Genomic DNA, 25371 nt, shown 5'->3' with positions numbered 1-25371 from the left:
AAGAGGCACGCGGCAACCCTCGGCGAAAGCGGTCGCTCCGCCCCGACCCGCCGAGGGTGCGTTGGTGGCGCGCTTCGGGTCAGAAGCCGTAGCCCATACGGCGGGACAGCTCAGCCCCCGCCGCCACGGCCCGCTTCGCCAGCTCAGGGAGGCGGTCCGCGTTGAGGCGGTACACCGGCCCCGACACGCTGATGGCCGCGATGACCTCGCCGTCATGGGCCCGCACGGGCGCGGAGACGGCGGCCAGACCCACCTCCAGCTCCTCGACGGTCACCCCGTAGCCCTGTTCGATCACCGCCTCCAGCTCGCCGCGCAACATCGAGGCGCCGGTGACCGTCCGCTCGGTGAACCGCGGCAGCGGCCTCGCCAGCAGGCCCTCGCGCAGGGTCGGCGACATGTGGGCGAGCAGCACCTTTCCGCTGGACGTCGCGTGCAGCGGGGTGCGCCTGCCGAGCCAGTTCTGGGCTGTGACGGAGGCCGTGCCGCGCGCCTGCATGATGTTGACGGCCGCGTCGTCGTCCAGGACCGCGATGTTGACCGTCTCGCCGAGTTCGTCGGCCAGTTCCCGGCACACCGGCACGCCCTCCTGGGAGATGTCCAGGCGCACGGCCGCCGCGCCCGCGAGCCGCAGTACGCCGGCCCCCAGGTAGTACTTGCCGCGGTCCTTGGCCTGCGACACCAGGCCACGGTTCTCCAGGACGCCGAGCAGCCGGAACGCCGTCGACTTGTGCACGTCCAGCTCGCCGGCGATCTCCGTCACGCCGGCCTCACCGCGCCGGGCGAGGATCTCCAGGACACTCACCGCCCGGTCCACGGACTGCACGGCGCTCCCCGCACCCCTGCCGCCGCTCTGCCGTGCCGGGCTCTCGCCGGGCTTCTCGGGGACGTCTGTCCGCTTCTGCGTGCGGGCCATGGGCTGCTCAACTCTCGGCGCTGTTGCGTACAGCGTGCACCTGTGCGCTATGTGAGACGCCATGTTACCCACGTGTTTGTGAGGGCGGAGTGGAGGTGAGCGAGGCAGGGGCCCCCTTCCGGCTGACCGCCGCTCAGGAGTGGGACAGCCACCCCGCCCCGCCGGGCCGGCGTATCCGCTCCTGGGCGCGCACGGTGGCCCGGGCCTGCCTACGGGCCCTGCGCCGCTCCCGGCGCAGCGCACGGGCGGTGCTGCTGGGGGTGGACACCACGCCATGGCGCTGGTTCCACACCTGGCGGGTCACCCACACGTCGAGCACGCCCCACGTGGCCGCCACCGTACTGGCCACGCTGGTGAGCACCATGGGGAAGGCCAGCCAGGACCCGGCCAGCGTGCACAGGAACGCGACCATCGCCTGTATCAGTGTCACGGCGGCGATCAGCACCGCCCGCACCGCCGCCGTGCGCACCGGGTCGGGCAGTCGGCGCCGCTTGGCGGGCTCCTCAACCCACAAGGGCCGGTAGTAGGGCTGTTGCTGCGCGGTCCCCTCCGAGTCGGTGGTCCGTGCTCGGCCACCACTGGTCGAAGCTCCACCGGCCACGGCCGGGGTGTCCCCGGTCCCACGCGGGACCTGGCGGGGGTTTGGGGGAATCTCCGGATCCGGTGCCGCGACGCCGCCCTGAACCGCCACCCGCGCCGCCGCGCCCCTCGCGGGTGCTTCGCTCCGCTCCGCCGTGCCCATCACCGTGTCACTCCCCACCGCCAGCAGACTCCGCGTCCCGGCCCGAAGACCGACTCCCCATTGACTGCCCGGCTTGCGTCTATTTACGCCGCCCAGGTGCGGGATGCGGCTCCTGTGGCCGATTCCGCCCCCATCTCCCGTAGGGAAAGACGAACAACACCCCTCGAAGATTCCCAAGCGCCGAAAATTTCCGGCCAATTGGCTTCTCGTACCAGCCACGTCGGCCCCCCTGGGCACCCGGGCTTTCGGGGTTGCAATCTCCCGCAATGGGCGGACAACGGGCCATCTCGCCCTGGCAGTGCGGAAGTTCGGCTTCCGGATGGCTCTTCGAGTTAGCTCTGCGTCGGTAGTAGGCTCGCGCCGTTTGTTGACGCACATGTGTGCCCCCTTCCGGTGGGGGCCGAGCTGGGGGAGGCCATGCGCTTTCGCGGGAAATCCATCCGCCGGAAGATCGTGGCGCTGCTTCTCGTGCCGTTGGTGTCCCTGACCGCGATCTGGGCGTTCGCCACCGTTCTCACCGGACGCGAGGCAGCCCGGCTGTTTAGCGGGTCGTCCGTCGTCGAGGAGATCGGTTACCCGGCCGAGGACACCGTGCGCGTCCTGCAGGAAGAGCGCCGGCAGAGCCTCGCCTACCTCGCCGACCCCCGGGCCGCCGACGCGCTCGCCGCGCTGCGCCGCAGCCGACTCGCCACCGACCGTGCCGTCGCCGAGATCAGGAAGAACGCTCAGGACCCCGATCTGCTCGACGCCGTCGGCCCGGGCACCGACGAGCGCCTCACCACCGTCCTGGACGCCTTCGACGGCATCCAGCCGCTGCGCCAGAGCGTCGAGGACGGCACCGTCGACCGCGCCCACGCCCTCGACCTCTACAACCACCTGGTCGACCCCTGCTACGAGCTGCTCGCCGACCTCCAGGCCCTCGACAACGCGGAGATGGACAAGCAGTACCGCGCCCTGGTCAACCTCAGCCGCGCCCGCGAACTCCTCTCCCGTGAGGACGCCCTCCTCGGCTCCGCCCTGATCGTCGGTGAGGTCACCCGCGGCGAGGCCAGGAACATCTCCGACCTCGTCGCCCAGCGCACCCTGCTCTACGACCTCAACCTTCCCCTCCTGCCCTCCTCGGAGCGGGACCGCTACACCCGCTTCTGGAAGAACGCCGCCACCGCCCCCCTGCGTGTGGCCGAGTACGCCGCGGTCCGGGCACGGGACGGGCAGCCTCGCGGCGTCACCACGGCAGGCTGGGACACCGCCGCCGGCAACGTGCTCGACGAGCTCGCCTCCCTCAACGACCAGGCCGGCAACCGCTATCAGGACCGCATCAGCCCCATCGCCACCGGCGTCATCGTCAAGGCGGTCGTCGCCGGCGTCCTCGGCCTGGTCGCCCTGCTGATCTCTCTCGTGGTGTCGGTGCGCATCGGCCGCGCCCTCATCCGCGACCTGCGGCAACTGCGCATGGAGGCCCACGAGGCGTCCGGCGTCCGCCTGCCCAGCGTGATGCGCCGTCTGTCGGCCGGAGAACAGGTCGACGTCGAGACCGAGGTCCCCCGCCTGGAGTACGACCGCAACGAGATCGGCGAGGTCGGCCAGGCCCTCAACACCCTGCATCGCGCCGCCGTCGAAGCGGCCGTCAAGCAGGCGGAACTGCGGGCCGGCGTCTCCGAGGTCTTCGTCAACCTCGCCCGCCGCAGCCAGGTCCTGCTGCACAAGCAGCTCACCCTCCTCGACGCCATGGAACGCAGGACCGAGGACACCGAGGAACTCGCCGACCTCTTCCGCCTCGACCACCTCACCACCCGCATGCGCCGCCACGCCGAGGGCCTGGTGATCCTCTCCGGCGCCGCCCCCTCCCGGCAGTGGCGCAAGCCCATCCAGCTGATGGACGTCGTCCGCGCCGCCGTCGCCGAGGTCGAGGACTACGAACGCATCGAGGTGCGCCGCCTGCCCCGCGTCGCCGTCACCGGCCCCGCGGTCGCCGACCTCACCCACCTGGTGGCGGAGCTCCTGGAGAACGCCACGGTGTTCTCGCCGCCCCACACCGCCGTGCAGGTGCTCGGCGAGCGAGTCGCCAACGGCTTCACCCTGGAGATCCACGACCGTGGTCTGGGCATGGCGGCCGAGGCTCTGCTGGACGCCAACCTGCGGCTCGCCGAGACCCCCGAGTTCGAACTGTCGGACACCGACCGGCTCGGCCTGTTCGTCGTCAGTCGCCTCGCCCAGCGCCAGAACGTGCGCGTCTCATTGCAGCCGTCGCCGTACGGCGGCACCACGGCTGTCGTCTTCATCCCCGACGCCCTGCTCACCGACGACGTGCCGGACACCAACGGCATCGGCTTCCGCCTCGACCGCCCCCGCGCGGCCAAGGAACCCGACCCCGTGGCCGGCCGCCGGGCCGCGCTCTCCCAAGTGCCCGTGCAGGTCCCCGGCCTGCCCGGCTCCCTCCTCGACGGGCCGGTCGAACTCGAGGCACCCGTTGACCTCGACACCATCGACGAGTACCCCGGCGCCCTCGGCGAGGAGGACACCGGACGGGGCGGACTCTTCCGCCCGCGCCGATCGCTCACGCGCACGGACGCCGACACTCACGGCGGCTCCCTCACGCCCTACCCGGGCCCCCACGACGGCCCCGGCCGCGCGGAACCCGAGGAGGACGCCGACGCACCGGTGCCGCTGCCCCGCCGACGCACGCCGAAGCTGGTCAGTTCCCACGGCCGCCCGGTGATCGAGCAGCGCTCCCGCCGCTCCGAGCCGGACGGGGAGCGCCTCCCCGCTGTGGACGGCCCGGCGCCGGACACACGCCGCCGCAGCGGCACCGACCTCCCGGAGCGGGGCGGCGACCGCCCCAAGAGCCTTCGCGGCCCCCTCCCGGCCGCCGAGCGCACCAGCGGCCCCCGTGGCCCGATAGCGGGCTCGCAACCCCCTGGCACGCTGCAGAGCAGGGAGTCGTCCGACGCCTCCGGCCCCCGGGGCACGGCAGCGGGTGCGGATCGTCCCGCCGACCCCGGCCGCCCGCCCTCGGACGCCCTCGCCCCGCTGCCCACGCGCCGCCGAGGCACAGGCAGCACCCGCCGCGGCACCGGACCCAGCCGCCCCACCGAGGACGCCTGGGCCACGAGCGCCGCCGGCAGCGGCACCGGCGACGACACCGCGGCCGGCACCACGGCACTGCCCCGGCGGGTCCGCCAGGCCAATCTTGCTCCGCAGCTCAGGCAGGACCCGGAGCGCCGCACCGAGGACCGGGCCGACCCCGCCGACCGGGACGCCGACGAAGTACGCAGCCGTATGGCCTCGCTCCAGCGCGGCTGGAAGCGCGGCCGTGAGGAGAACGCCGCGGGCAACGACGCCCACAGCGGCACAGCAGCACGAGGAACGACTAAGGGGGACGGTCGATGACCGCACCGAAGGCGACCGACCACGCGCCGACCAGCAAGTCCGGTGAACTCAACTGGCTTCTCGACGACCTGGTGGACCGCGTCGCGAGCATCCGCAAGGCAGTCGTCCTGTCCGGCGACGGCCTGCCGACCGGGGTGTCCAAGGACCTGACCCGCGAGGACAGCGAGCACCTGGCCGCCGTCGCGTCCGGCTTCCACAGCCTGGCCAAGGGCGTGGGCCGCCACTTCGAGGCGGGCAGCGTCCGGCAGACCGTCGTGGAACTCGACGACGCCTTCCTGTTCGTCACCGCCGCCGGGGACGGCAGCTGTCTCGCCGTCCTGTCGGACGCCGACTCCGACGTCGGCCAGGTCGCCTACGAGATGACCCTGCTCGTCAAGCGGGTCGGCGTGCATCTGGGCACCGCTCCGCGCACCGATCTGCCCGCAGGCGGGTAGTGGGATGACATGAGCGCAGACGGTCAGGCAACAAGCCACTGGTTCGACGACGAGGCGGGACCGGTCGTCCGTCCGTACGCCATGACGCGCGGCCGGACCAGACACGCGGCCCAGCACCGCCTCGACCTGATCGCGGTCGTCGTCACCGAACCCCGTGCCGGCGATCCGGAGGCCGACCCGACGCTGTCCCCGGAGCACTCGGACATCGTCGACCTGTGCCGCAAGGCTCCGCAGTCGGTCGCGGAACTCGCCGCCGAGCTCGACCTGCCCATCGGCGTGGTCCGGGTCCTGGTCGGCGATCTCGTCGACAGGGAGCTCGTCCATGTGACCCGCCCCGTCCCCCCGGCCGAGCTGCCGGACGAGAGTATTCTGCGCGACGTGATCAACGGTCTCCGGGCGCTGTGAGCAGTGCGGAAGCGAGGTGGAGACGTGACGGGCTGGCAGTTCTGGGTCGACCGGGGCGGCACGTTCACGGACATCGTCGCCCGGCGCCCGGACGGCCGCCTGCTCACGCACAAGCTGCTGTCGGACAACCCGGCGCGCTACCCCGATGCCGCCGTCGCCGGCGTCCGCGAACTGCTCGGCCGAGCGGATCGACCGACCACCTCGGGCGTCCGCGAAACCGCTGAAGCGAGCTCGCAGGAGGCGGCTGAGCGCGGCACGCAGGAGGCGGCTGAGCGCGGCACGCAGCCGACCACCGACGCGAGCGCGCGGAAGACCGCCGAGGGCGCCCCGCAGCAGGCCACCGAAGCGGGCCCGAGCGAAACCACCGGAGCCGGCCGCTCGGAGACCGTCGAGGCCGTCCGCATGGGCACCACTGTCGCCACCAACGCCCTCCTCGAACGCAAGGGCGAGCGAACCGTCCTCGTCGTCACCAAGGGCTTCCGCGACGCCCTGCGCATCGCCTACCAGAACCGGCCGCACATCTTCGCCCGACGGATCGAACTGCCGGAACTGCTCCACGAGCGGGTCGTCGAGGTCGACGAACGCATCGCCGCCGACGGCACCCCGCTGCGCGCCCCCGACCTGGACACCCTCGCCAGGGAACTCCAGGAGGCCTACGACGACGGAATCCGGGCCGTCGCCGTCGTATGCCTGCACAGCCACCTGCACCCTGCCCACGAACAGGCCGTGGGTGAGGTCGCCGCGCGGATCGGCTTCCCGCAGGTCTCGCTCTCCAGCGAGGTCAGCCCCCTGATGAAGCTCGTCCCGCGCGGGGACACGGCCGTGGTCGACGCCTACCTCTCGCCCGTGCTGCGCCGCTACGTCGCCCAGGTCGCCGACGCCCTCACTGGCGTTCGCCTGCTGTTCATGCAGTCCAACGGCGGCCTCGCCGAAGCAGGCCAGTTCCGCGGCAAGGACGCGATCCTGTCCGGCCCGGCCGGCGGCATCGTAGGCATGGCCCGCATGTCCCGGCTCGCCGGCTTCGACCGGGTCATCGGCTTCGATATGGGCGGCACCTCCACCGACGTCTCCCACTTCGCCGGGGAGTACGAGCGCGTCTTCAGCACCCAGATCGCCGGAATCCGGCTGCGCGCCCCGATGCTGGACATCCACACGGTGGCCGCCGGCGGCGGCTCCGTGCTGCACTTCGACGGCTCCCGCTACCGCGTAGGGCCGGACTCGGCGGGCGCGGACCCGGGCCCCGCCTGCTACCGGGGCGGCGGCCCGCTCGCCGTCACCGACGCCAACGTGATGCTCGGCCGTATCCAGCCCGCCCACTTCCCCAAGGTGTTCGGCCCCGACGGCGACCAACCCCTGGACGACGCGCTCGTCCGCGACCGCTTCACCGCCCTTGCTCGCGAGATCCGCGAGAGCACCGGCGACGACCGCACCCCGGAACAGGTCGCCGAGGGCTACCTGCGCATCGCCGTCACCAACATCGCCAACGCCGTCAAGCGGATCTCCGTCCAGAAGGGCCACGACGTCACCCGCTACGCCCTCACCACCTTCGGCGGCGCGGGCGGCCAGCACGCGTGCATGGTCGCCGACGCACTCGGCATCCGCACCGTGCTCGTACCGCCCATGGCCGGTGTGCTGTCCGCGCTCGGCATCGGGCTGGCCGACACCACCGCCATGCGCGAACAGTCGGTGGAAGCCCCCCTCGAACCGGCCGCGATGCCCGGCGTACGGAAGACGGCGGACGACCTGGAAGCCGCCGCGCGTGCCGAACTCCTCGCCGAGGACGTGCCGGAGGACCGCGTCCGTGTCACCCGCCGCGCCCAGCTGCGCTACGACGGCACCGACACCGCGCTCACCGTGGAGCTGACCGAAGCAGGCGCGATGAGGCACGCCTTCGAGGAACGTCATCGCGCCACCTACTCCTTCACCCTCGACCGGCCGATCGTCGTCGAAGCCCTCTCCGTGGAAGCCACCGGCATCACCGAACCCCCCGATCTGTCGGCCCTCGCCCCGTACGAAGGCCGTACCACCGCACCCGAGACCGTCCGCCTGCACACCGGCGGCGCCTGGCGCGACGTCCCCCTGCACCGCCGGGAGAGCCTGCCTCCAGGCGAGCCCGTCACCGGACCGGCGATCATCACCGAGTCCGGTGCGACGACCGTGGTCGACGAGGGCTGGCGGGCCACCGCGACCGACGGCGGGCATCTGGTCATGGAACGGGCGGCGATCACGCAGAGTTCCCACGCCGACACAAAAGCCGACCCGGTTCTCCTCGAGGTCTTCAACAACCTCTTCATGTCGATCGCCGAACAGATGGGCGCCCGGCTGGAGTCGACGGCCCAGTCCGTCAACATCAAGGAGCGCCTGGACTTCTCCTGCGCCCTCTTCGACCCGGACGGGAACCTGGTGGCCAACGCCCCGCACATCCCGGTCCACCTGGGCTCGATGGGGACGAGCGTGAAAGAGGTCATCCGGCGCCGCGGCCCGCGGATGCGGCCCGGAGACACCTACGCGGTCAACGACCCGTACCACGGCGGCACCCACCTCCCCGACGTCACCGTGATCACGCCGGTCTTCGGCACCGGACCCGACGCCGACACGGACAGTGAGCGCATCCTGTTCTACGTCGCCTCCCGAGGCCACCACGCGGAGATCGGCGGCATCGCCCCCGGCTCCATGCCCGCCGACAGCCGCACCATCGACGAGGAGGGCGTCCTCTTCGACAACTGGCTGCTCGTCCAGAACGGCCGCTTCCGCGAGGAGGAGACGCTCCGCCTGCTCACCGAGGAGGCACCCCACCCCTCCCGGAACCCGCGGACCAACCTGGCCGACCTGCGCGCCCAGATCGCCGCCAACCACAAGGGTGTCGAAGAGGTCACCCGCATGATCGAGGACTTCGGCCTCGACGTCGTCCAGGCCTACATGCGGCACGTCCAGGACAACGCCGAGGAGGCGGTGCGCCGCGTCATCGACGCCCTCGACGACGGCGCGTACGCCTACGGGACCGACTCCGGCGCCGTCATCCGGGTACGCGTGCGCGTGGACCGCGACAACCGTTCGGCGACCGTCGACTTCACCGGCACCTCACCCCAGCTGGCCACCAACTTCAACGCCCCGTACTCGGTGGTCAACGCGGCCGTCCTGTACGTCTTCCGCACCCTCGTCGCCGACGACATCCCCCTCAACGACGGCTGCCTGCGCCCCCTGGAGATCGTCGTACCGCAGGGCTCCATGCTGGCGCCCGAGCCGCCCGCCGCCGTCGTCGCCGGCAACGTCGAGACCTCCCAGGCCATCACCGGCGCCCTCTACGCCGCGCTCGGCGTCCAGGCGGAGGGCTCCGGCACGATGAACAACGTGACGTTCGGCAACGCCCGTCACCAGTACTACGAGACCGTCGCCTCGGGCTCCGGCGCGGGGGAGGGCTTCCCCGGCGCGAGCGTCGTACAGACCCATATGACGAACTCGCGGCTGACCGACCCCGAGGTCCTCGAATGGCGCCTGCCCGTCCGCCTGGAGGAGTTCTCCGTCCGGCGCGGCAGCGGCGGAGCCGGACGCTGGCGCGGCGGCGACGGCGCCCTGCGCCGCATCCGGTTCCTGGAGCCGATGACCGTCTCCACGCTGTCCCAGCACCGCCGGGTGCCGCCGTACGGCATGGCGGGCGGCGAGCCCGGCGCCCTCGGGGCGAACCGGGTCGAGCGTGCCGACGGGACGGTCACCGAACTGGGCGGCAGCGACACGACCGACGTCGGCCCCGGTGACGTCCTGGTCGTCGAGACCCCCGGCGGCGGAGGCTACGGGCCGCCGTCCTCACCCCCATCAAGCAGGAGAAGAGATCGATGATCTTCGGGCGTTCTGAGCGCGCCAAGCCACCGGTCGAACCCGTCACGCTGAAGATCCTCGTGGCCGGCGGCTTCGGCGTGGGCAAGACCACCCTCGTCGGCGCGGTCAGCGAGATCAGACCGCTGCGCACCGAGGAGACGCTCACCGAGGCGGGCCGCCCGGTCGACGACACCAGCGGCGTGGAGACCAAGCACACCACCACTGTGGCCATGGACTTCGGGCGGATCACGCTGCGCGAGGACCTGGTGCTCTACCTGTTCGGCACACCCGGCCAGGAACGCTTCTGGTTCATGTGGGACGAGCTGTCCGAAGGTGCCCTCGGCGCGGTGGTGCTCGCCGACACCCGCCGGCTGGAGGACTGCTTCGCGGCCGTCGACTACTTCGAGCGCCGCTCCATACCCTTCATCGTCGGCGTCAACTGCTTCGAGGGAGCCGCCCGTTACCCCGTCGACGACGTCCGCGGCGCCCTGGACCTCGACGACGACGTACCGGTGGTGCTGTGCGACGCCCGGGACCGGGAGTCGGTCAAGGATGTCCTCATCGGCGTGGTCCGGCACGCCATGGCCTACGCGGCCGATCGCCGCGCGGCCGCAGCCGTCGCGACCTGAGGCCGGCAGGACGGGCCGCCGCGACCCGCGGCCACCAGGGCGAGCCGTCCTCTCCTGAGACCACCGGATTGCACCCTCGTCACCTGAGACCACCGCTGCGAGCCCGCCGCACACGGCCCGTACCCCCGCCGCACACGGCCCGTACCCCGGCCGACCGGGGTACGGGCCGCGGTCCGCGGCGACGTACGCGCGTGTGTGCCTACGCGCCCCCGTCCTCCAGCCAGCCGAAGCTCTTCTCCACGGCCCTGCGCCAGTTGTCGTACTCGCGGTCGCGTACCGACGCGTCCATGGACGGTGTCCACTCGGCGTCCTTCTGCCAGTGCGTCTTGAGTTCGTCCAGGCCGTTCCACACGCCCGTGGCCAGACCGGCCGCGTACGCCGCGCCCAGACACGTCGTCTCGGAGACCCTGGGCCGCATCACGGGCACGTCCAGCACATCGGCCTGGTGCTGCATGAGCAGGTTGTTCTTGGTCATGCCGCCGTCCACCTTCAGGGTGGTGATCCGCACCCCCGAGTCCTGGTACATCGCGTCCACGACCTCACGCGTCTGCCAGCTCGTCGCCTCCAGCACCGCCCGCGCGAGATGCGCCTTCGTGACGTACCGGGTGAGCCCCGTGACGACCCCGCGCGCGTCCGAGCGCCAGTACGGCGCGAACAGGCCCGAGAACGCCGGGACGATGTACGCGCCGCCGTTGTCGCCGACGCTCGCCGCGAGGGTCTCGATCTCGTCGGCGGTGCGGATGATGCCCAGCTGGTCCCGGAACCATTGGACGAGCGCGCCCGTTATGGCTATCGAACCCTCCAGGCAGTACACCGGCGCCTCCCCGCCGATCTTGTAGCCCATCGTCGTCAGCAGGCCGCTCTTGGACGGCACCGGCCGGCTGCCGGTGTTCAGCAGCAGGAAACTGCCCGTGCCGTACGTGTTCTTGGCCGTGCCCACGTCGTAGCAGGCCTGCCCGAACACGGCCGCCTGCTGGTCGCCCAGCGCCGAGGCGACCGGCACGCCCGAGAGCTGTCCCACGGCGGAGCCGTACACCTCGGCCGAGGACCGGATCTCGGGGAGGATCGCCTCGGGGATGTCCATGGCGGACAGGATCGACCGGTCCCACTGGAGCGTCTCCAGGTTCATCAGCATGGTGCGCCCGGCGTTGGTGACGTCGGTGACGTGCCGGCCCCCCTCGGTGCCGCCGGTCAGGTTCCAGATGAGCCAGGAGTCGATGGTGCCGAAGGCGATCTCGCCGCGCTCGGCGCGGTCCCTGAGCCCGGGGACGCTGTCGAGCAGCCAGGCCGCCTTGGGGCCGGAGAAGTAGCTGGCCAGCGGCAGGCCCGTCTGCTCGCGGAACCGGTCCTGCCCGTGCGCGCCGCCGAGTTCGTGGCACAGCGCCGCCGTGCGGGTGTCCTGCCACACGATCGCGTTGTGCACGGGCTTGCCGGTCGCGCGGTCCCACAGGACCGTCGTCTCGCGCTGGTTGGTGATGCCGAGCGCGCTGAGCTGGTCGGCCCGCAGGCCCGCCTTGGCGATCGCCCCCGCGACCACCGCCTGGACCTTGGACCAGATCTCGGTCGCGTCGTGCTCCACCCAGCCCGGCTTGGGGAAGATCTGGCGGTGCTCACGCTGGTCCACGGCGACGATGGAGCCGGCGCGGTCGAAGATGATGCAGCGGCTGGAGGTGGTGCCCTGGTCGATCGCGGCGACGTACTTCTCGGCGTTGTCCGTCATTGATTCCCCTTGGGCTTCGGTTCAGAAGGCTGCGTTGTAGACGAGGCCGGCCAGAACCCCTCCGATCAGCGGGCCCACGACGGGGACCCAGGCGTAACCCCAGTCGGACGTGCCCTTGTTCGGGATCGGCAGAAAGGTGTGCACGATGCGCGGCCCGAGGTCACGTGCGGGGTTGATGGCGTAGCCGGTCGGCCCGCCGAGGGACAGGCCGATCCCCACGACCAGCAGCGACACGATGAGCACGGTGGTACCGGATGCGCCGAGCCCCTCGGTCAGTCCGAACGCCAGGACGGGCAGGACCAGTCCGATGGTCGCGATGATCTCGGTGATCAGGTTGGCGACCGGGTTCCGGATCTCCGGGATGGTGGAGAAGATGCCGAGCGTGGGAGTGGGCTCTTCGGCCGTGCCCTCGGTCGTGCCCGTCCGGCGCACATTGGCCTGGAACTGCGCGAAGTACACCAGGTACGCCAGTACGGCGCCCAGCATCGCGCCGACCGTCTGCCCCAGCAGATACACCCAGACCTGGTCCCAGTCCCCGGTGTCGACCGCGATACCGATGGTCACGGCCGGATTGAGGTGCCCTCCGGAGAGCGGCGCCGCGGTGTAGGCCCCGGCCAGCACGGCGAAGCCCCAGCCGAAGGCGATCACCACCCATCCGGCGGCCCGGGCCTTGGAGTATCTGAGGGTGACGGCGGCGCACACACCGGCGCCGAACAGAATCAGGATCGCCGTACCGATGATCTCGCCGACGAAAACGTCTCCGTTGCTCATGGCGGCTCCTCGACGCTGGGCCCCCGGTCCCAGGCGGCCCCGGCGGGCGTGCAGGGCGCGTTTCCTCGGGTCCCGTGGCTCTCGTGGCGACTTTCCGCCGGTGGCAGGGAGGGTCCCGCGCCCCGCCCGGCGTCCATGACGAGCGTGCCGTGGCAGCCGAATCGCCCGTGGGGGAGTGGGCCTGGCCGCGCTGAGGCCCCGGGCGTGCCGGATTACGCCGAGAATGTACGGCGATGTCGACCGACACCGGGAAGTGTTCACCGGCGCTCACAGGGCGTCAAGGTCGCCGGCAGCAATGGACCGACTCGACCGAACCGGCCGCCGCCGAAGGGGCGTTGGTGGCGAGGCCCGACCTCCCTGAGCCTTGTGCCGCCTGATGTGCCGGGCTCGGCGAAACGGTTCCGCCGCGCAGGACGGCGTGTCCCCCCGGGCGCGTGTCCCCGGGGGCGTATGCCTCTCCCGTCCGCGCCCCCGTCAGACGCGTGCACCCGCGCTCAGGTCTTCAGCCGAGCGGCTCGGCCACGGCGACCCCCGTCCGGCTGGTCGTCGGCCCCGCGCCGCGCCGGATCTCGTGGCCGGGCAGCCCTGCCCGGCCCAGTACCCAGCTCGTCCCGGCCAGCGCCTTCGCCGCCTCTTTCAGCGGTGCCAGACGCGCCGCCGCCTGGCGGTGGTCCTCCACGCTCCCCGGCGCGCACAGCACCGTGGCCAGCGACAGGGTGACGGGCCGCCCGCCCGCGGACCACGGCGCGTCCAGCAGGGACGCCGCCAGCGCGTCGAGCCCCTCCGGTTCCGCCAGGACCAGGAAGTCGTCCCCGCCGATGTGCCCCACCCCGGTGTTCCCGGACGCGGCGTTCTGCAGTGCCCGGCCCACGGCACGGATGAGGTCGTCCCCGGCCGCGAAGCCGGCGCCGTCGTTGACCCGCTTGAAGTGGTCCACGTCCAGCCAGCTCAGCGTGAACGGCCGCCCGTCCGCGATCCACCGGTCGACCTCGCCGGTGATCGCGTCCGATCCCGGCAGCCGCGTCAGCGGATTCAGCCCGGCCGCCTCCTCGACACGCGACTCGGCCAGCGCCCGCACGAGATCGGCCAGCCGTACGACACCGACACAGCGCCCGTACCGGTCGACGACGGCGACATCGTCCGACGTACGGTCCCGGTCCCCGTCCGCCACGACGTCCAGCACCTCCCACGCGGTGGCGTCCGCACCCACCGTGCGCGGCACATCGCCCAGCCGGGCGGCGGGCCGGTCGGCGTACAGGGCGTGTCCGTAGCGCCCCGACATCGACAGCAGGAAGCGGGACCGGTGCACCGACCGCACCGGCACACCCTCCCGGTCCACGAGCAGCACTCCGGACACGTCAGGCGAGCCCGTCAGCAGCGCCCGCACCTGCCCTGCGGACGCCGTGTCCGGAAGCAGCGCGGCCGGCCGTACGAACTCCCGCACCGGCGGCCCCGGACGCGGCCCGGACACGGACCAGGACGGGCGGGGCGGAACGTACACCTCCGCGATGGGCAACCGTGCCGGCGGCGCGAACAGCTCGCCCTGCCCCAGCTGCGCACCGGCGGACACGGCTGCCCTGTAGTGCAGTTCGGTCTCCACGCCCTCGACCGACAACAGGGCGCCGAGCTGGTCGCACAGGGTGCGCATGGCCCGGACCGCCGCAGGCCGGTCCAGCAGTGACATGTCGAGTTTCACCAGGTCGGGTGCCATGTCGTGGAGCATCCGCAGGGGCAGGTCCCCGTCACCGACGCCGTCCGCGCCGATCCGGAATCCCACGCCCCGCAGCTCGGCCACGGCGTCCAGCAGCGCCTGCCGCGGCACGTGCGTGAAGGGCGGCCCGACATCGAGCGTCACCTCCCACGGCAGCCGGCCGGCCTGGCGCACCGCCTCGTGCAGCGGCCCGAGGCCGCCGAGGTCGGCGAGGGTGCCGGCGAACACGTTGATGTGGAGCGGCAGCAGTGTCTCCTTGCGCGCCGCCGCGCGGACCGCCAGCACGGCCAGTCTGCCGTCCAGTTCGGGGTCCCGGCGGGCCTCGGCCAGGATGTCTCCCGCCTCCGGCCGGGCGAGGACCTCCAGCGCCGCGACTCCGCCGGTGGTCAGATTGGCCACAGGCTGGAAGGCGAAGCGGAGAGTATCCGTCCAGGAGTGCACGGCAAGCATGATGGCGCTGCCGGGGTGCAGGCCCGGGCTCAGTTCATGAGACGTTCACGCAGCATTCCTGCCCGATCACGGTACGTGTACGTTGCCCCTGGGTGCGGCCTCGGGACTGTGAGGCGGCGTCAGTCGAGAGGCCCCGGACGGCGCCCCCCGTTCCTCCCCGGCGAATCCGCCTGCGACCACAGGAATGCGTGTACGCGCCAAAACCCCTGCCCGGTAAGGGATGTGACGCGGCATCAGAAATGTGCCACGGGCAACCATAAATCTGCAGGTCAAAGAGGTGAACCAAGCGCGCCCGAAACGGCGTCGACGTAACGGGAGGGGCGGGCGAGGCCCACGGGGGTGGTCCCGGTCGCCCCTCCCACGACACCGCTCGACCGCGGCCGGACCCCGCGAACCGCTTTCCCCGAGACGCAGCCTCCTGATAGACGCAGGAGACATGACACGACTCTCCGCCGCAGTACGCGTCTCCCCAGCACTCCGCGGGATCGTCACCACCCTCGCCGCACTCGCGGCCGTGACCGCCGCGCCCGCCCCCGCCGAAGCGCAGCCCGAACCCCAGGCCCCGGCCGACTTCGTGGCACTGCGCAGCGTGGACCGGACCATCATCCAGGAGATGCGTTACTTCACCCCGCACAACTTCGTCGGTGAACGCATCGACGGCTACCGGCAGCCGCTGTGCATCCTCACCCGCCCCGCCGCCGAAGCTCTCCGTACGGCACAACAGCGGCTGCTGCGCCAGGGGTACAGCCTCAAGGTGTACGACTGCTACCGCCCCCAGCGCGCGGTCGACCACTTCGTCCGCTGGGCCGAGGACCTCGACGACGAGGCGATGAAGGCCGAGTTCTACCCGAACGTCGACAAGAGCAGGCTGTTCACCGACGGCTACATCGCCGAGAAGTCCGGCCACAGCCGCGGCTCCACGGTCGACCTCACCCTCGTGAAGCTCCCCGCGGAACCCACCCGGCCCTACCACCCGGGAGAGCCGCTCCTGCCCTGCTACGCGCCCCGAAGCGAACGCTTCCCCGACAACTCCGTCGACATGGGCACCGGCTTCGACTGCTTCGACACACTGAGCCACACCCTCGACCCCCGCATCCAGGGCGAACAGCGCGCCAACCGCCTGCGCCTGAAGAACACCCTTGAGAGCCTCGGCTTCGTCAATCTCGCCGAGGAGTGGTGGCACTACACCTACAAGCCCGAGACCTACCCGGACACCTACTTCGACTTCCCCGTCACCGCGGGATCGCTCACCGGCCACCGCTGAACCGACGGTTCGGGACGAGGACGCCCTCTCCGTGATCGGATACAGTCCGCCACGTGTCCGAGAACCAGCACTCCACCCCCAACTCCGCGCCGGGCTCCCACTGTTCGAGCTGCGGATCGCCCTACGGAGAGGGCGTCTCCGGCTGGCCCCGCACCTGCCCGGCCTGCGGCACGGTGGCCTACCGCAACCCACTGCCCGTCGCCGTCGCCATCCAGCCCGTGTACGACACCAAGGGCACGGCCCTGGTCGTCATCACCCGCGACGTGCCACCCGCGCGCGGGGGCACCGCACTGCCCGGCGGCTACATCGACGACCGCGAGGACTGGCGCCAGGCCCTCGTACGGGAGCTCAAGGAGGAGACCGGCATCGACGCGGCGAGCCGCGACGTACGGCTGGTGGACGCCATGAGTTCCTCCGACGGCCATCTGCTGCTGTTCGGCGTCCTCCCCGAGCGCCCGGCCGACCGCCTGCCGCAGCCCGCCCCCACCGACGAGACAGCGGGCTGGCATCTGCTGCGCAGGCCCGAGGAACTCGCCTTCCCCCTCCACACCCTGGCCGTACGCGCCTGGTTCGAGGGCCGCTACGTCTGAGCCGAGCCGTCGGCAAGCCCCCGCACACGCACCGGGTGAGGCGGCACGCTCACGCCGTCCTCACCCTCGCGCCGCACCACCACCCGACGGCCCTCCCAACGGCTGACGTACCGCTCCATCGAGGGCTCCTCCCAACCGTCACCCGCGTCCGGCACGACCAGCCCACCCCCGGTCCGGCCCCGGGCCGGCGCCCACACCTCCAGCTCCAGACCACCGTCCTCGCCCCGCACCGGAAGCACGGCACCGGCGCGTGCCAGCACCGGAATCCGCGCCAAAGGCGCGTCCACCAGCACCTGCCCCGGCCCCTCGTACGCCCGCCCGGTCGCCGTGTCGTACCAGCGCCCGCGCGGCAACCGCACCGCCCGCCGGTCCGTCCCCGGACCCAGCACCGGCGCCACCAGCAGACTGTCCCCGAGCAGGAAGGCGTCCTCGCAGTCGCGCAGCGCCCGGTCCTCCGGAGCGCCCCACCACACGGGCCGCACATACGGCGCACCCGTACGCCGGGCCAGATGCGCCAGCGTCACGAAGTACGGCAGCAGCCGCCGGCGCTCGACCAACGCCACGCGCGCGTGCTCCAGCACCTCGGGCCCGAACTCCCACGGCTCCCGTCGCCCCGCCCGCAGACCCGCGTGCGTACGGAACAGCGGCAGATACGCGCCCAGCTGGAACCAGCGCAGGAACAGCTCCGGCGAGGGGCTGCCGTCGTATCCGCCCACATCCGGCCCCGAGTACGGCACCCCGCACAGCCCGAGCCCCAGGACCAGCGACAGCGACGCCCGCAGCCCCGGCCATCCCGTGGCCACGTCCCCCGACCACGTCCCGCCGTAACGCTGCATGCCCGCCCAGCCCGAGCGGGAGAACACGAACGGCCGCTGCCCGGGCGACAGCTCCCGCAGCGCCTCGTAGCCCGCCCTGGCCATGCACAGCGCGTACACGTTGTGCGCCTCGCGATGATCGCCGCCGTGCCCGTCCAGGTCGTGCCGGGCCGAGCGGGGCAAGGTCGCCTCCCCGAACGCCGCGAACGACGTCGGCTCGTTCATGTCGTGCCAGAAACCCGAGAACCCCTGCCCGAGCCGCTCCTCGTACCACTGCCCCCACCACTTGCGCACGCGCGCGTGCGTGAAATCCGGGAAGACAGCCTCACCTGGCCACGCCACCCCCCGCACGACCCGGCCGGAGGCGTCGCGAACGAAGGCGTCCTCGGCCGAACCACTGTCGTAGACGGCGTTCCCCGCAGCGGCCTTCACCGCCGGATCGACGACCGAGACCAGCCGCACGCCGTCCCGGCGTAGTTCCTCGGCCAGCCCGGACAGCCGGGGAAAGCGCTCTCGGTCGACCGTGAACACCTGGTGCTCGTCGAAGTGGTCGATATCCAGGTGCACGGCATCCAGCGGCAGCCCGCGCTCCCGGTAACCGGCGGCGATCCGGCGCACCTCCCGCTCGCTGCCGAACCCCCACCGCGCGTGATGGTGACCGAGCGCCCACGACGGAGGCAGCGCGGCCCGGCCGGTCAGCGAGGCCCACGCCAGCAACACGCGCGCGGGTGTCCCCACCATCACCCAGCAGCGCAGCGGGCCGCCCTCCAGGCGCAGCTCGCTCGCCCCGGTGCGGTCGTGCCCCGAGCCGGCGCCCTCCTGGCCCTCCCGCAACGTCACCGTCCCGTCCCACGACGTGTCGTGGAAGACCAGATGGGTCCCCGCGTCCGACACCACCATCTGCACCGGCATCGTGACGTACAGCGGATCGTCGCCGGGCCGGAAGGCGAGACCCGGATCGGTGTTCCACAGCCGGTACACCCCGTCCCGCAGCCTCGGCCCCGAGGCACGCCCGCCCAGACCGAAGAACCGGGCGTCCGCCGGCACCTCGGACCGCTGCATCCACCGCGCCCGGCCACCCCCGACGGGCTCCCACCAGCGAGGCGGCTGGTCCCGCCGCAACATCACCCCGCCTGGCGTCTGCACCTCCACCGCGCCATGACGCGAGACGACCACCGTCACCCGCTCCGCCACCACCCGCCAGCCGCCGTCCTTGTCCGGCTCCAGCACCGCCCGGGCATCCGGCTCCGGGCAACGCCCGGCCAGTGCGTACGACGGCTCGGGCCCGGCCCCGTCCCAGCCCCAGAACACCGCGCCACTGACGGTCACCGCGATCCGCAGCTCCGCCCGGCTGAACCGGATCACACCCCCGCCCGGACCCGGCTCCGCCTCCAGCACCGGACCCGGCACACGCGCGCGCTCCGCACCGCGCGGCGGCAGGCCGGCCGCATCGGTGCGGCCCCTGCGCCACGCCGCCCGCACGGTACGCAAACCCTGGGCCACCCCCACAGCACCGACCGCCTTTATCGAACGCACCAGGTCACGACCGTCCATGCTGCTCACCCTGCCATTGACGGGTCCACGCGCGTGTGTCGTTCAACTTCCGTTCACCCGTGCCGGGACCACACCTTCACGACACGGACTATGTGGGGTGGACCCTGGTGCGGAAGTCGATCACATGGCATCGTCCGTGTCATCCGCGTCACGCGCACACCCCGCCCGTGCGCGGACGACGCACACGACGCGCACAGTCCGGGAGCCGCCCCATGTCGACCGAGAACCCGCAGCCGCTCTGGCAGCCCGATCCCGAACGCATCGCCGACGCGCGGATCACCAAGTTCCAGGCCTGGGCCGCCGAACACCACGGAGCGCCCGCCGACGGCGGCTACGCCGACCTGCACCGCTGGTCCGTCGACGAACCCGAGGCGTTCTGGGCGGCGGTCACCCAATGGTTCGACGTGCGCTTCTCCACGCCCTACGCGCGCGTGCTCGGCGACCGCTCGATGCCCGGAGCCCAGTGGTTCCCCGGCGCGACCCTCAACTACGCCGAGCACGCCCTGCGCGCGGCGGCGACCCGCGCGGACGAACCGGCCCTCCTCTGCGTCGACGAGATCCATGAGCCGCGCCCGGTGACCTGGTCGGAGCTGCGCCGCCAGGTCGGCTCCCTGGCGGCCGAGCTGCGCGCCCTGGGCGTCCGGCCCGGCGACCGTGTCAGCGGCTACCTGCCCAACATCCCCGAGGCCGTCGTCGCCCTCCTCGCCACCGCCGCCGTCGGCGGCGTCTGGACCTCCTGCGCACCCGACTTCGGCGCCCGCAGCGTCCTCGACCGCTTCCAGCAGGTCGAACCCGTCGTCCTGTTCACCGTCGACGGCTACCGCTACGGCGGCAAGCGGCACGACCGCCGCGACGTCGTCGCCGAGCTGCGCGGCGAACTGCCCACCCTGCGCGCGGTCGTCCACATCCCGCTCCTCGGCACCGACGCCCCCGAGGGTGCCCTCGACTGGTCCGCCCTGACCGGCGCCGACGCGGAGCCCGTCTTCGAACAGGTCCCCTTCGACCACCCGCTCTGGGTCCTGTACTCCTCCGGCACGACCGGTCTGCCCAAGGCCATCGTCCAGTCCCAGGGCGGCATCCTCGTCGAACACCTCAAGCAGCTCGGCCTGCACTGCGACCTCGGCCCCGAGGACCGCTTCTTCTGGTACACGTCCACCGGCTGGATGATGTGGAACTTCCTCGTCTCCGGCCTGCTCACCGGCACCACGATCGTCCTGTACGACGGCAGCCCCGGCTACCCCGACACCGGCGCCCAGTGGCGCGTCGCCGAACGCACCGGGGCCACCCTCTACGGCACCTCCGCCGCCTACGTCATGGCCTGCCGCAAGGCCGGCGTCCACCCGTCCCGCGACCACGACCTCTCCACGGTCCGCTGCGTCGCCACGACCGGCTCCCCGCTGCCCCCCGACGGCTTCCGCTGGCTGCACGACGAGGTCCGCGACGACCTGTGGATCGCCTCCGTCAGCGGGGGCACGGACGTGTGCTCCTGCTTCGCCGGAGCCGTCCCCACCCTGCCCGTCCACGTCGGTGAGCTCCAGGCCCCCGGCCTCGGCACCGACCTGCAGTCCTGGGACCCGAGCGGCAAGCCGGTCATCGACGAGGTCGGCGAGCTCGTCGTCACCAACCCCATGCCGTCGATGCCGATCCACTTCTGGAACGACCCCGACGGCAGCCGCTACCACGACAGCTACTTCGACACCTACCCCGGAGTCTGGCGCCACGGCGACTGGATCACCGTCACCTCCCGGGGCTCCGTCGTCATCCACGGCCGCTCCGACTCCACCCTGAACCGCCAGGGCGTCCGCATGGGATCCGCCGACATCTACGAGGTCGTCGAGCGGCTCCCCGAGATCAAGGAGTCCCTCGTCATCGGGGTGGAACAGCCCGACGGCGGCTACTGGATGCCCCTCTTCGTGCACCTGGCCCCCGGCGCCACCCTCGACGACGCCCTGCTGAACCGCATCAAGCAGACCATCCGCGAGCAGCTGTCACCGCGCCACGTCCCCGACGAGGTCATCGAGGTGCCCGGCATCCCGCACACCCTCACCGGCAAGCGCATCGAGGTCCCGGTCAAGCGCCTCCTCCAGGGCACCCCCCTGGACAAGGCCGTCAACCCCGGCTCCATCGACAACCTCGACCTGCTCGGCTTCTACGAGGACCTCGCCCGCAACCGGACCTGACCGCAGCAGCACGAGCGCCGGCCGCGGACCGTTCCGATCGGGTCCGCGGCCGACGCGCGCCCATCTCCCAACCAGGCTTCTGACGTGCGGCGATTCCATTCGCAGACCCCGTTGTCAGTGGTGCCGGTTACGGTGAGTGAGCATTGATCGACCGTGCACAGGGGGAGAACATGGCACACACCGACCACCGGACCGTGCGACGTGTCCTGCGCCGCGAAATCGCCGGCACCATCGGCCTTCTCACCGACGAGCAGGACTTCCGGGCGATGCGGCGCTACCGCAGCTTCACCTTCGACGACCACACCACCTACCTACGACAGGTGGAGGCGCTCCTACGCACCCGCGCCGCCCAGGGCGGCCACACCACAGTGGCCCTCTTCGACCCGCAGGAGTACGCCGACTACTGCACCGACACCGGCCTCGACCCCGACAAGGCGTCCAGCCGCACCCGCTTCACCGCCGAACTCGCCGCCCTCGGACCCGCCCTGCCCTACGACGGCCGGCCCCTGACCGAACTGGTCCCCGCCCTCATCGACGAGGCGGTACGACAGGCGACCTGGGAGTACGCCTCCACCCTGCTATCCGGACTCGGTGCCTGTGCCTCCTGCGGCGAGGACCTCGGCCGGGCCGCCCTCACCCGAGCCTCCGACCTCCTCGCCCGCATCCTCGAGACGGCACCGCGCGGGCACCACCATCTCGTCTGCAGCGTCTCCAGCACCCCAGAGCCCCTCCTCGCCGTCCTGCACGTGGACGAGAGCCAGACCGGCGAACTGGAACTGGACCACACGGAGTCCCTCGAATTCACCACCGTCCTGGCCCTCGGCCTCGCCACCCACTCCCCCGGCGGCCTGGTCATGCGCACCATGGCCGCCGGTGAGCCCGACCAGATCTACGGATGGCGCCTGCGCGGCGACGGCCTCGAACCACTCACCGCGGGTGAGATCTTCGACGCCTACTGCACGGACACCCAGTCCGGCGACCTCATCTCCCCGGAGTCCAACGTCGACTACCGCGAACCGCCCGACCTCGGCGGAGAGGGCGCCGTGACCACACATGGTCACTGAACGCGTGAAGGGCGCCCCACCCTGTGGATGGAGCGCCCCTCGACGACCACCGGTACGGCAGCCGACGGGACCCGGTCACTCGCCGGACAGCACCGCCTGCGCGGCGGTCCGCGCCTCCTCGGCGCTGTCCGCCGCCCGCGCGGCCGCCGCCGCCCGCTCGCACTGAGCGAGCGTGTACTTCGCCAGCGTGGCCCGGACGTACGGGATCGACGCCGCACCCATGGACAAGGAGGTGACACCCAGACCGGTCAGAACACACGCGAGCAGCGGGTCGGACGCGGCCTCACCACACACACCACAGCTCTTGCCCTCGGCCTTCGCGGACTCCGCGGACAGCGCGACCAGGTCGAGCAGCGCCGGCTGCCACGGGTCCTGCAGACGCGACACCGCACCCACCTGACGGTCCGCGGCGAAGGTGTACTGGGCGAGGTCATTGGTGCCCAGCGACAGGAACTCCACCTCCTGCAGGATGGAGCGCGCCCGCAGCGCGGCAGACGGGATCTCGACCATGGCACCGAACTTCGCCCGCAGCCCGGCCTCACGGCACGCGTCCGCGAACGCCTTGGCGTCGGCACGGTCCGCCACCATCGGGGCCATCACCTCGAGGTAGACAGGCAGACCCTCGGCAGCCCTGGCCAGCGCCGTCAGCTGCGTGCGCAGTACCTCCGGGTGGTCGAGCAGGGTCCGCAGACCGCGCACACCCAGCGCCGGGTTCGGCTCGTCGGCGGGAGTGAGGAAGTCCAGCGGCTTGTCCGCCCCCGCGTCCAGCACCCGCACGACCACACGGCCCTCGGGGAACGCCTCCAGAACCGTCCGATAGGCCTCGACCTGCTTCTCCTCGGACGGCGCGCTCTTGCTGTCGTCCAGGAAGAGGAACTCGGTACGGAACAGGCCCACACCCTCGGCACCCGCCTCCACAGCGGCGGCCACGTCGGCCGGACCACCGATGTTGGCGAGCAGCGGCACCTTGTGCCCGTCGGCGGTGGCACCCGGACCGGTCGACGCAGCCAAGGCAGCCTTGCGCTCCGCCGCAGCGGCCCGAAGCTGCGCCTTCTTCTCCTCGGCCGGGTCCACGAACACCTCACCGGTGCTGCCGTCCACCGCGATCAAGGTGCCCTCGGCGAGCTCGCCCGCACCCGGCAGCGCCACCACGGCGGGCACGCCGAGCGCCCGCGCCAGGATCGCACTGTGGCTGGTCGGCCCGCCCTCCTCGGTCACAAAGCCGAGCACCAGGGTGGGGTCCAGCAGCGCGGTGTCCGCCGGCGCGAGGTCACGCGCGACCAGCACGTACGGCTCGTCACTGTCCGGCACGCCCGGCATGGGCACACCGAGCAGACGCGCGACGATACGGTTCCGCACGTCGTCGAGGTCGGCCACGCGCCCGGCGAGATACTCGCCGGCACCGGCCAGCAGCTCGCGGTAGGCGGCGAAGGCGTCGTACACAGCACGCTCGGCCGTGCTGCCGACGGCGATCCTGCGGTCCACGTCCGCCATCAGCTCGGGGTCCTGAGCCATCATGGCCTGCGCCTCGAGCACCGCCTGCGCTTCACCTCCCGCCAGGTTGCCGCGCGCTATCAGGTCGGCCGCCACCGCTTCCACGGCCTTGCGGGCACGCCCCTGTTCGCGCTCCGCCTCCTCCGCCGGGATCTGCTTGGCGGGCGGCTCCAGGACCGCCGTCCCCATGTGCCGAACCTCGCCGATCGCCACCCCGTGGCTCACGCCGACGCCTCGCAGCGTTGTTTCCATCTCACCCGTCTCCGATAGTGCGGCGACTCCCGTCGCCGCGGTGGTAGTCCTTTACGCCGTCCTCGGACGGCGTCGATGTCACTGCCAGGCGAAGAGGCTGTCGCCGGCCTTGAGGTCGCCTTCCTCGCGAAGACCGGTGAGTGCCTCCGCCGTGGCCTCCAGCGCCACGACCGGGCAGACCGGGGACTTGCCGGCGGCCTCGACCGCAGCGGGGTTCCAGCGGACGACCGCCTGGCCGCGCCGCACGGTGTCCCCCTTGTTCACGAGGAGCTCGAAGCCCTCTCCGTTCAGCTGAACGGTGTCGATGCCGAGGTGCACGAGCACGCCGTGCCCCTCGCCGTCGACGACCACGAAGGCGTGGGGGTGCAGAGAAACGATGACCCCGTCGACGGGGGCAACGGCCTCGGAGGGCTCCCGGACGGGGTCGATGGCGGTACCCGGGCCGACCATGGCCCCGGAGAAGACGGGGTCCGGCACTCCGGCCAGCCCGATGGCGCGTCCTGCAAGAGGGGACGTCACGGTGGTCATGGGAAGCCTCCCAGCGGTGGAGATGCTCACGCGTCGTCACTGTCTGTTCACAACGGCGCACTGTTGAGCAGGGTATGTCATATGAAGTCCCGGTTCCGTATGAATGGTCCCGGGTCCAGAGGTCTAGACCACCAGCTTAATGGATTTGCACGGGGTTCGTAGCCCCGTGTACTGTCGTACTCCTGCCTGGGGCTGAGCGACGCAGCATGCGTCCTCGCCTGGCAGCATCCAACTCGTCAGAGCCTATCCATGGGTCTCCTTCTGCATGTCTGCGGAAGGATGGTCAGGGAGACGGAGAAACACTGATAAAGTTGGGACCGCCGGAAAGGGAAACGCGGAAGCGGGAACCTGGAAAGCACCGAGGAAATCGGATCGAGAAAAGATCTGATAGAGTCGGAAACGCAAGACCGAAGGGAAGCGCCCGGAGGAAAGCCCGAGAGGGTGAGTACAAAGGAAGCGTCCGTTCTTTGAGAACTCAACAGCGTGCCAAAAGTCAACGCCAGATATGTTGATACCCCGACCTGATCGGTTCGATCGGGTTGAGGTTCCTTTGAAAAAACACAGCGAGGACGCTGTGAACGGCCGGGCTTATTCCGCCTGGCTGTTCCGCTCTCGTGTGTGTGCACCGGCTGAATTAATTTTCTGGCCG

Annotated in this window: 17 protein-coding genes; 9 read left to right on the top strand and 8 right to left on the bottom strand. The window is 71.6% G+C overall.

Annotated elements, in window-relative coordinates:
- Window positions 1–79 precede the first annotated feature (79 nt).
- Both ACIGXJ_RS22485 and ACIGXJ_RS22480 read right to left on the bottom strand, forming a co-directional pair.
- Entirely contained in the window at window positions 80–913 is an 834-nt protein-coding gene (locus tag ACIGXJ_RS22485) for an IclR family transcriptional regulator (RefSeq protein ID WP_399648171.1), read from the bottom strand.
- Between the two features lie 133 nt (window positions 914–1046).
- The gene (locus ACIGXJ_RS22480; RefSeq protein WP_399649074.1) at window positions 1047–1655 is read right to left on the bottom strand and encodes a hypothetical protein; all 609 of its coding nucleotides are present in this window, start codon (window positions 1653–1655) and stop codon (window positions 1047–1049) included.
- A gap of 417 nt (window positions 1656–2072) precedes the next feature.
- Between ACIGXJ_RS22480 and ACIGXJ_RS22475 the strand changes: the two genes are divergently transcribed.
- From ACIGXJ_RS22475 to ACIGXJ_RS22455, 5 genes are read left to right on the top strand one after another with little or no spacing between them, the layout of a single operon-like run.
- Complete coding sequence (locus tag ACIGXJ_RS22475; RefSeq protein WP_399648168.1) at window positions 2073–5045, top strand: nitrate- and nitrite sensing domain-containing protein; 2973 nt, start codon at window positions 2073–2075, stop codon at window positions 5043–5045.
- On the top strand, window positions 5042–5479 hold the full coding sequence (locus tag ACIGXJ_RS22470; RefSeq protein ID WP_399648164.1) for a roadblock/LC7 domain-containing protein: 438 nt from the start codon (window positions 5042–5044) through the stop codon (window positions 5477–5479). Before ACIGXJ_RS22475 ends, ACIGXJ_RS22470 begins: the two co-directional genes overlap by 4 nt.
- Before the next feature lie 9 nt (window positions 5480–5488).
- Complete coding sequence (locus tag ACIGXJ_RS22465) at window positions 5489–5884, top strand: DUF742 domain-containing protein (protein ID WP_399648161.1); 396 nt, start codon at window positions 5489–5491, stop codon at window positions 5882–5884.
- A 24-nt stretch (window positions 5885–5908) separates the two neighbouring features.
- On the top strand, window positions 5909–9721 hold the full coding sequence (locus ACIGXJ_RS22460) for a hydantoinase B/oxoprolinase family protein (protein ID WP_399648158.1): 3813 nt from the start codon (window positions 5909–5911) through the stop codon (window positions 9719–9721).
- The gene (locus ACIGXJ_RS22455) at window positions 9718–10329 is read left to right on the top strand and encodes a GTP-binding protein (protein WP_399648155.1); all 612 of its coding nucleotides are present in this window, start codon (window positions 9718–9720) and stop codon (window positions 10327–10329) included. Before ACIGXJ_RS22460 ends, ACIGXJ_RS22455 begins: the two co-directional genes overlap by 4 nt.
- 199 nt (window positions 10330–10528) lie before the next feature.
- Here ACIGXJ_RS22455 and glpK read toward each other — a convergent pair whose 3' ends face one another.
- The 3 genes from glpK to ACIGXJ_RS22440 all read right to left on the bottom strand — a co-directional run bounded on the left by glpK (window position 10529) and on the right by ACIGXJ_RS22440 (window position 14972).
- Window positions 10529–12049, bottom strand: a complete 1521-nt coding sequence (gene glpK, locus ACIGXJ_RS22450) for a glycerol kinase GlpK (RefSeq protein WP_399648152.1) — start codon at window positions 12047–12049, stop codon at window positions 10529–10531.
- Window positions 12050–12070: 21 nt separating this feature from the next.
- Window positions 12071–12820: an MIP/aquaporin family protein gene (locus ACIGXJ_RS22445; protein ID WP_399648149.1), complete on the bottom strand. Its 750-nt coding sequence runs from the start codon at window positions 12818–12820 to the stop codon at window positions 12071–12073.
- Window positions 12821–13322: 502 nt separating this feature from the next.
- Window positions 13323–14972 carry an EAL domain-containing protein gene (locus tag ACIGXJ_RS22440; protein ID WP_399648146.1) on the bottom strand — a complete coding sequence of 550 codons (1650 nt, stop codon included), beginning with the start codon at window positions 14970–14972 and terminating at the stop codon, window positions 13323–13325.
- Between the two features lie 445 nt (window positions 14973–15417).
- On the opposite strand from ACIGXJ_RS22440, the gene ACIGXJ_RS22435 reads away from it, so the two are divergent.
- Entirely contained in the window at window positions 15418–16245 is an 828-nt protein-coding gene (locus ACIGXJ_RS22435) for a M15 family metallopeptidase (RefSeq protein WP_399648143.1), read from the top strand.
- Between the two features lie 53 nt (window positions 16246–16298).
- Window positions 16299–16835, top strand: a complete 537-nt coding sequence (locus ACIGXJ_RS22430) for an NUDIX domain-containing protein (protein ID WP_399648139.1) — start codon at window positions 16299–16301, stop codon at window positions 16833–16835.
- On the opposite strand, the gene ACIGXJ_RS22425 is transcribed toward ACIGXJ_RS22430, so the two are convergent.
- A complete protein-coding gene (locus tag ACIGXJ_RS22425; protein ID WP_399648136.1) occupies window positions 16826–19204 on the bottom strand; it encodes a TIM-barrel domain-containing protein in 2379 nt (792 codons plus the stop codon). The two genes, ACIGXJ_RS22430 and ACIGXJ_RS22425, sit on opposite strands and share 10 nt — an antisense overlap.
- A 212-nt stretch (window positions 19205–19416) precedes the next feature.
- On the opposite strand from ACIGXJ_RS22425, the gene ACIGXJ_RS22420 reads away from it, so the two are divergent.
- A complete protein-coding gene (locus tag ACIGXJ_RS22420; protein ID WP_399648133.1) occupies window positions 19417–21384 on the top strand; it encodes an acetoacetate--CoA ligase in 1968 nt (655 codons plus the stop codon).
- 170 nt (window positions 21385–21554) lie between these two features.
- Window positions 21555–22448 carry a hypothetical protein gene (locus tag ACIGXJ_RS22415; protein WP_399648130.1) on the top strand — a complete coding sequence of 298 codons (894 nt, stop codon included), beginning with the start codon at window positions 21555–21557 and terminating at the stop codon, window positions 22446–22448.
- 75 nt (window positions 22449–22523) lie between these two features.
- Here the strand turns inward: ACIGXJ_RS22415 and ptsP are convergent, their stop codons facing one another.
- A complete protein-coding gene (gene ptsP, locus ACIGXJ_RS22410; protein ID WP_399648128.1) occupies window positions 22524–24194 on the bottom strand; it encodes a phosphoenolpyruvate--protein phosphotransferase in 1671 nt (556 codons plus the stop codon).
- A gap of 78 nt (window positions 24195–24272) precedes the next feature.
- Window positions 24273–24722, bottom strand: coding sequence for a PTS glucose transporter subunit IIA (locus ACIGXJ_RS22405; RefSeq protein WP_399648125.1), 450 nt, complete (start codon window positions 24720–24722; stop codon window positions 24273–24275).
- Between the last annotated feature and the right edge of the window lie 649 nt (window positions 24723–25371).

This window comes from Streptomyces sp. NPDC053367 (assembly GCF_044545925.1).
GTDB lineage: Bacteria > Actinomycetota > Actinomycetes > Streptomycetales > Streptomycetaceae > Streptomyces.
Note: the sequence above shows the minus strand (reverse complement) of the source record. Positions and strands in the feature narration are given on the sequence as shown.

Bases quoted from the DNA above. Each gene is read 5' to 3' on its own strand.
- ACIGXJ_RS22485 (WP_399648171.1), bottom strand. From the start codon at position 913: ATGGCCCGCACGCAGAAGCGGACAGACGTCCCCGAGAAGCCCGGCGAG.
- ACIGXJ_RS22480 (WP_399649074.1), bottom strand. From the start codon at position 1,655: ATGGGCACGGCGGAGCGGAGCGAAGCACCCGCGAGGGGCGCGGCGGCG.
- ACIGXJ_RS22475 (WP_399648168.1), top strand. From the start codon at position 2,073: ATGCGCTTTCGCGGGAAATCCATCCGCCGGAAGATCGTGGCGCTGCTT.
- ACIGXJ_RS22470 (WP_399648164.1), top strand. From the start codon at position 5,042: ATGACCGCACCGAAGGCGACCGACCACGCGCCGACCAGCAAGTCCGGT.
- ACIGXJ_RS22465 (WP_399648161.1), top strand. From the start codon at position 5,489: ATGAGCGCAGACGGTCAGGCAACAAGCCACTGGTTCGACGACGAGGCG.
- ACIGXJ_RS22455 (WP_399648155.1), top strand. From the start codon at position 9,718: ATGATCTTCGGGCGTTCTGAGCGCGCCAAGCCACCGGTCGAACCCGTC.
- glpK (WP_399648152.1), bottom strand. From the start codon at position 12,049: ATGACGGACAACGCCGAGAAGTACGTCGCCGCGATCGACCAGGGCACC.
- ACIGXJ_RS22445 (WP_399648149.1), bottom strand. From the start codon at position 12,820: ATGAGCAACGGAGACGTTTTCGTCGGCGAGATCATCGGTACGGCGATC.
- ACIGXJ_RS22435 (WP_399648143.1), top strand. From the start codon at position 15,418: ATGACACGACTCTCCGCCGCAGTACGCGTCTCCCCAGCACTCCGCGGG.
- ACIGXJ_RS22425 (WP_399648136.1), bottom strand. From the start codon at position 19,204: ATGGACGGTCGTGACCTGGTGCGTTCGATAAAGGCGGTCGGTGCTGTG.
- ACIGXJ_RS22420 (WP_399648133.1), top strand. From the start codon at position 19,417: ATGTCGACCGAGAACCCGCAGCCGCTCTGGCAGCCCGATCCCGAACGC.
- ACIGXJ_RS22415 (WP_399648130.1), top strand. From the start codon at position 21,555: ATGGCACACACCGACCACCGGACCGTGCGACGTGTCCTGCGCCGCGAA.
- ptsP (WP_399648128.1), bottom strand. From the start codon at position 24,194: ATGGAAACAACGCTGCGAGGCGTCGGCGTGAGCCACGGGGTGGCGATC.
- ACIGXJ_RS22405 (WP_399648125.1), bottom strand. From the start codon at position 24,722: ATGACCACCGTGACGTCCCCTCTTGCAGGACGCGCCATCGGGCTGGCC.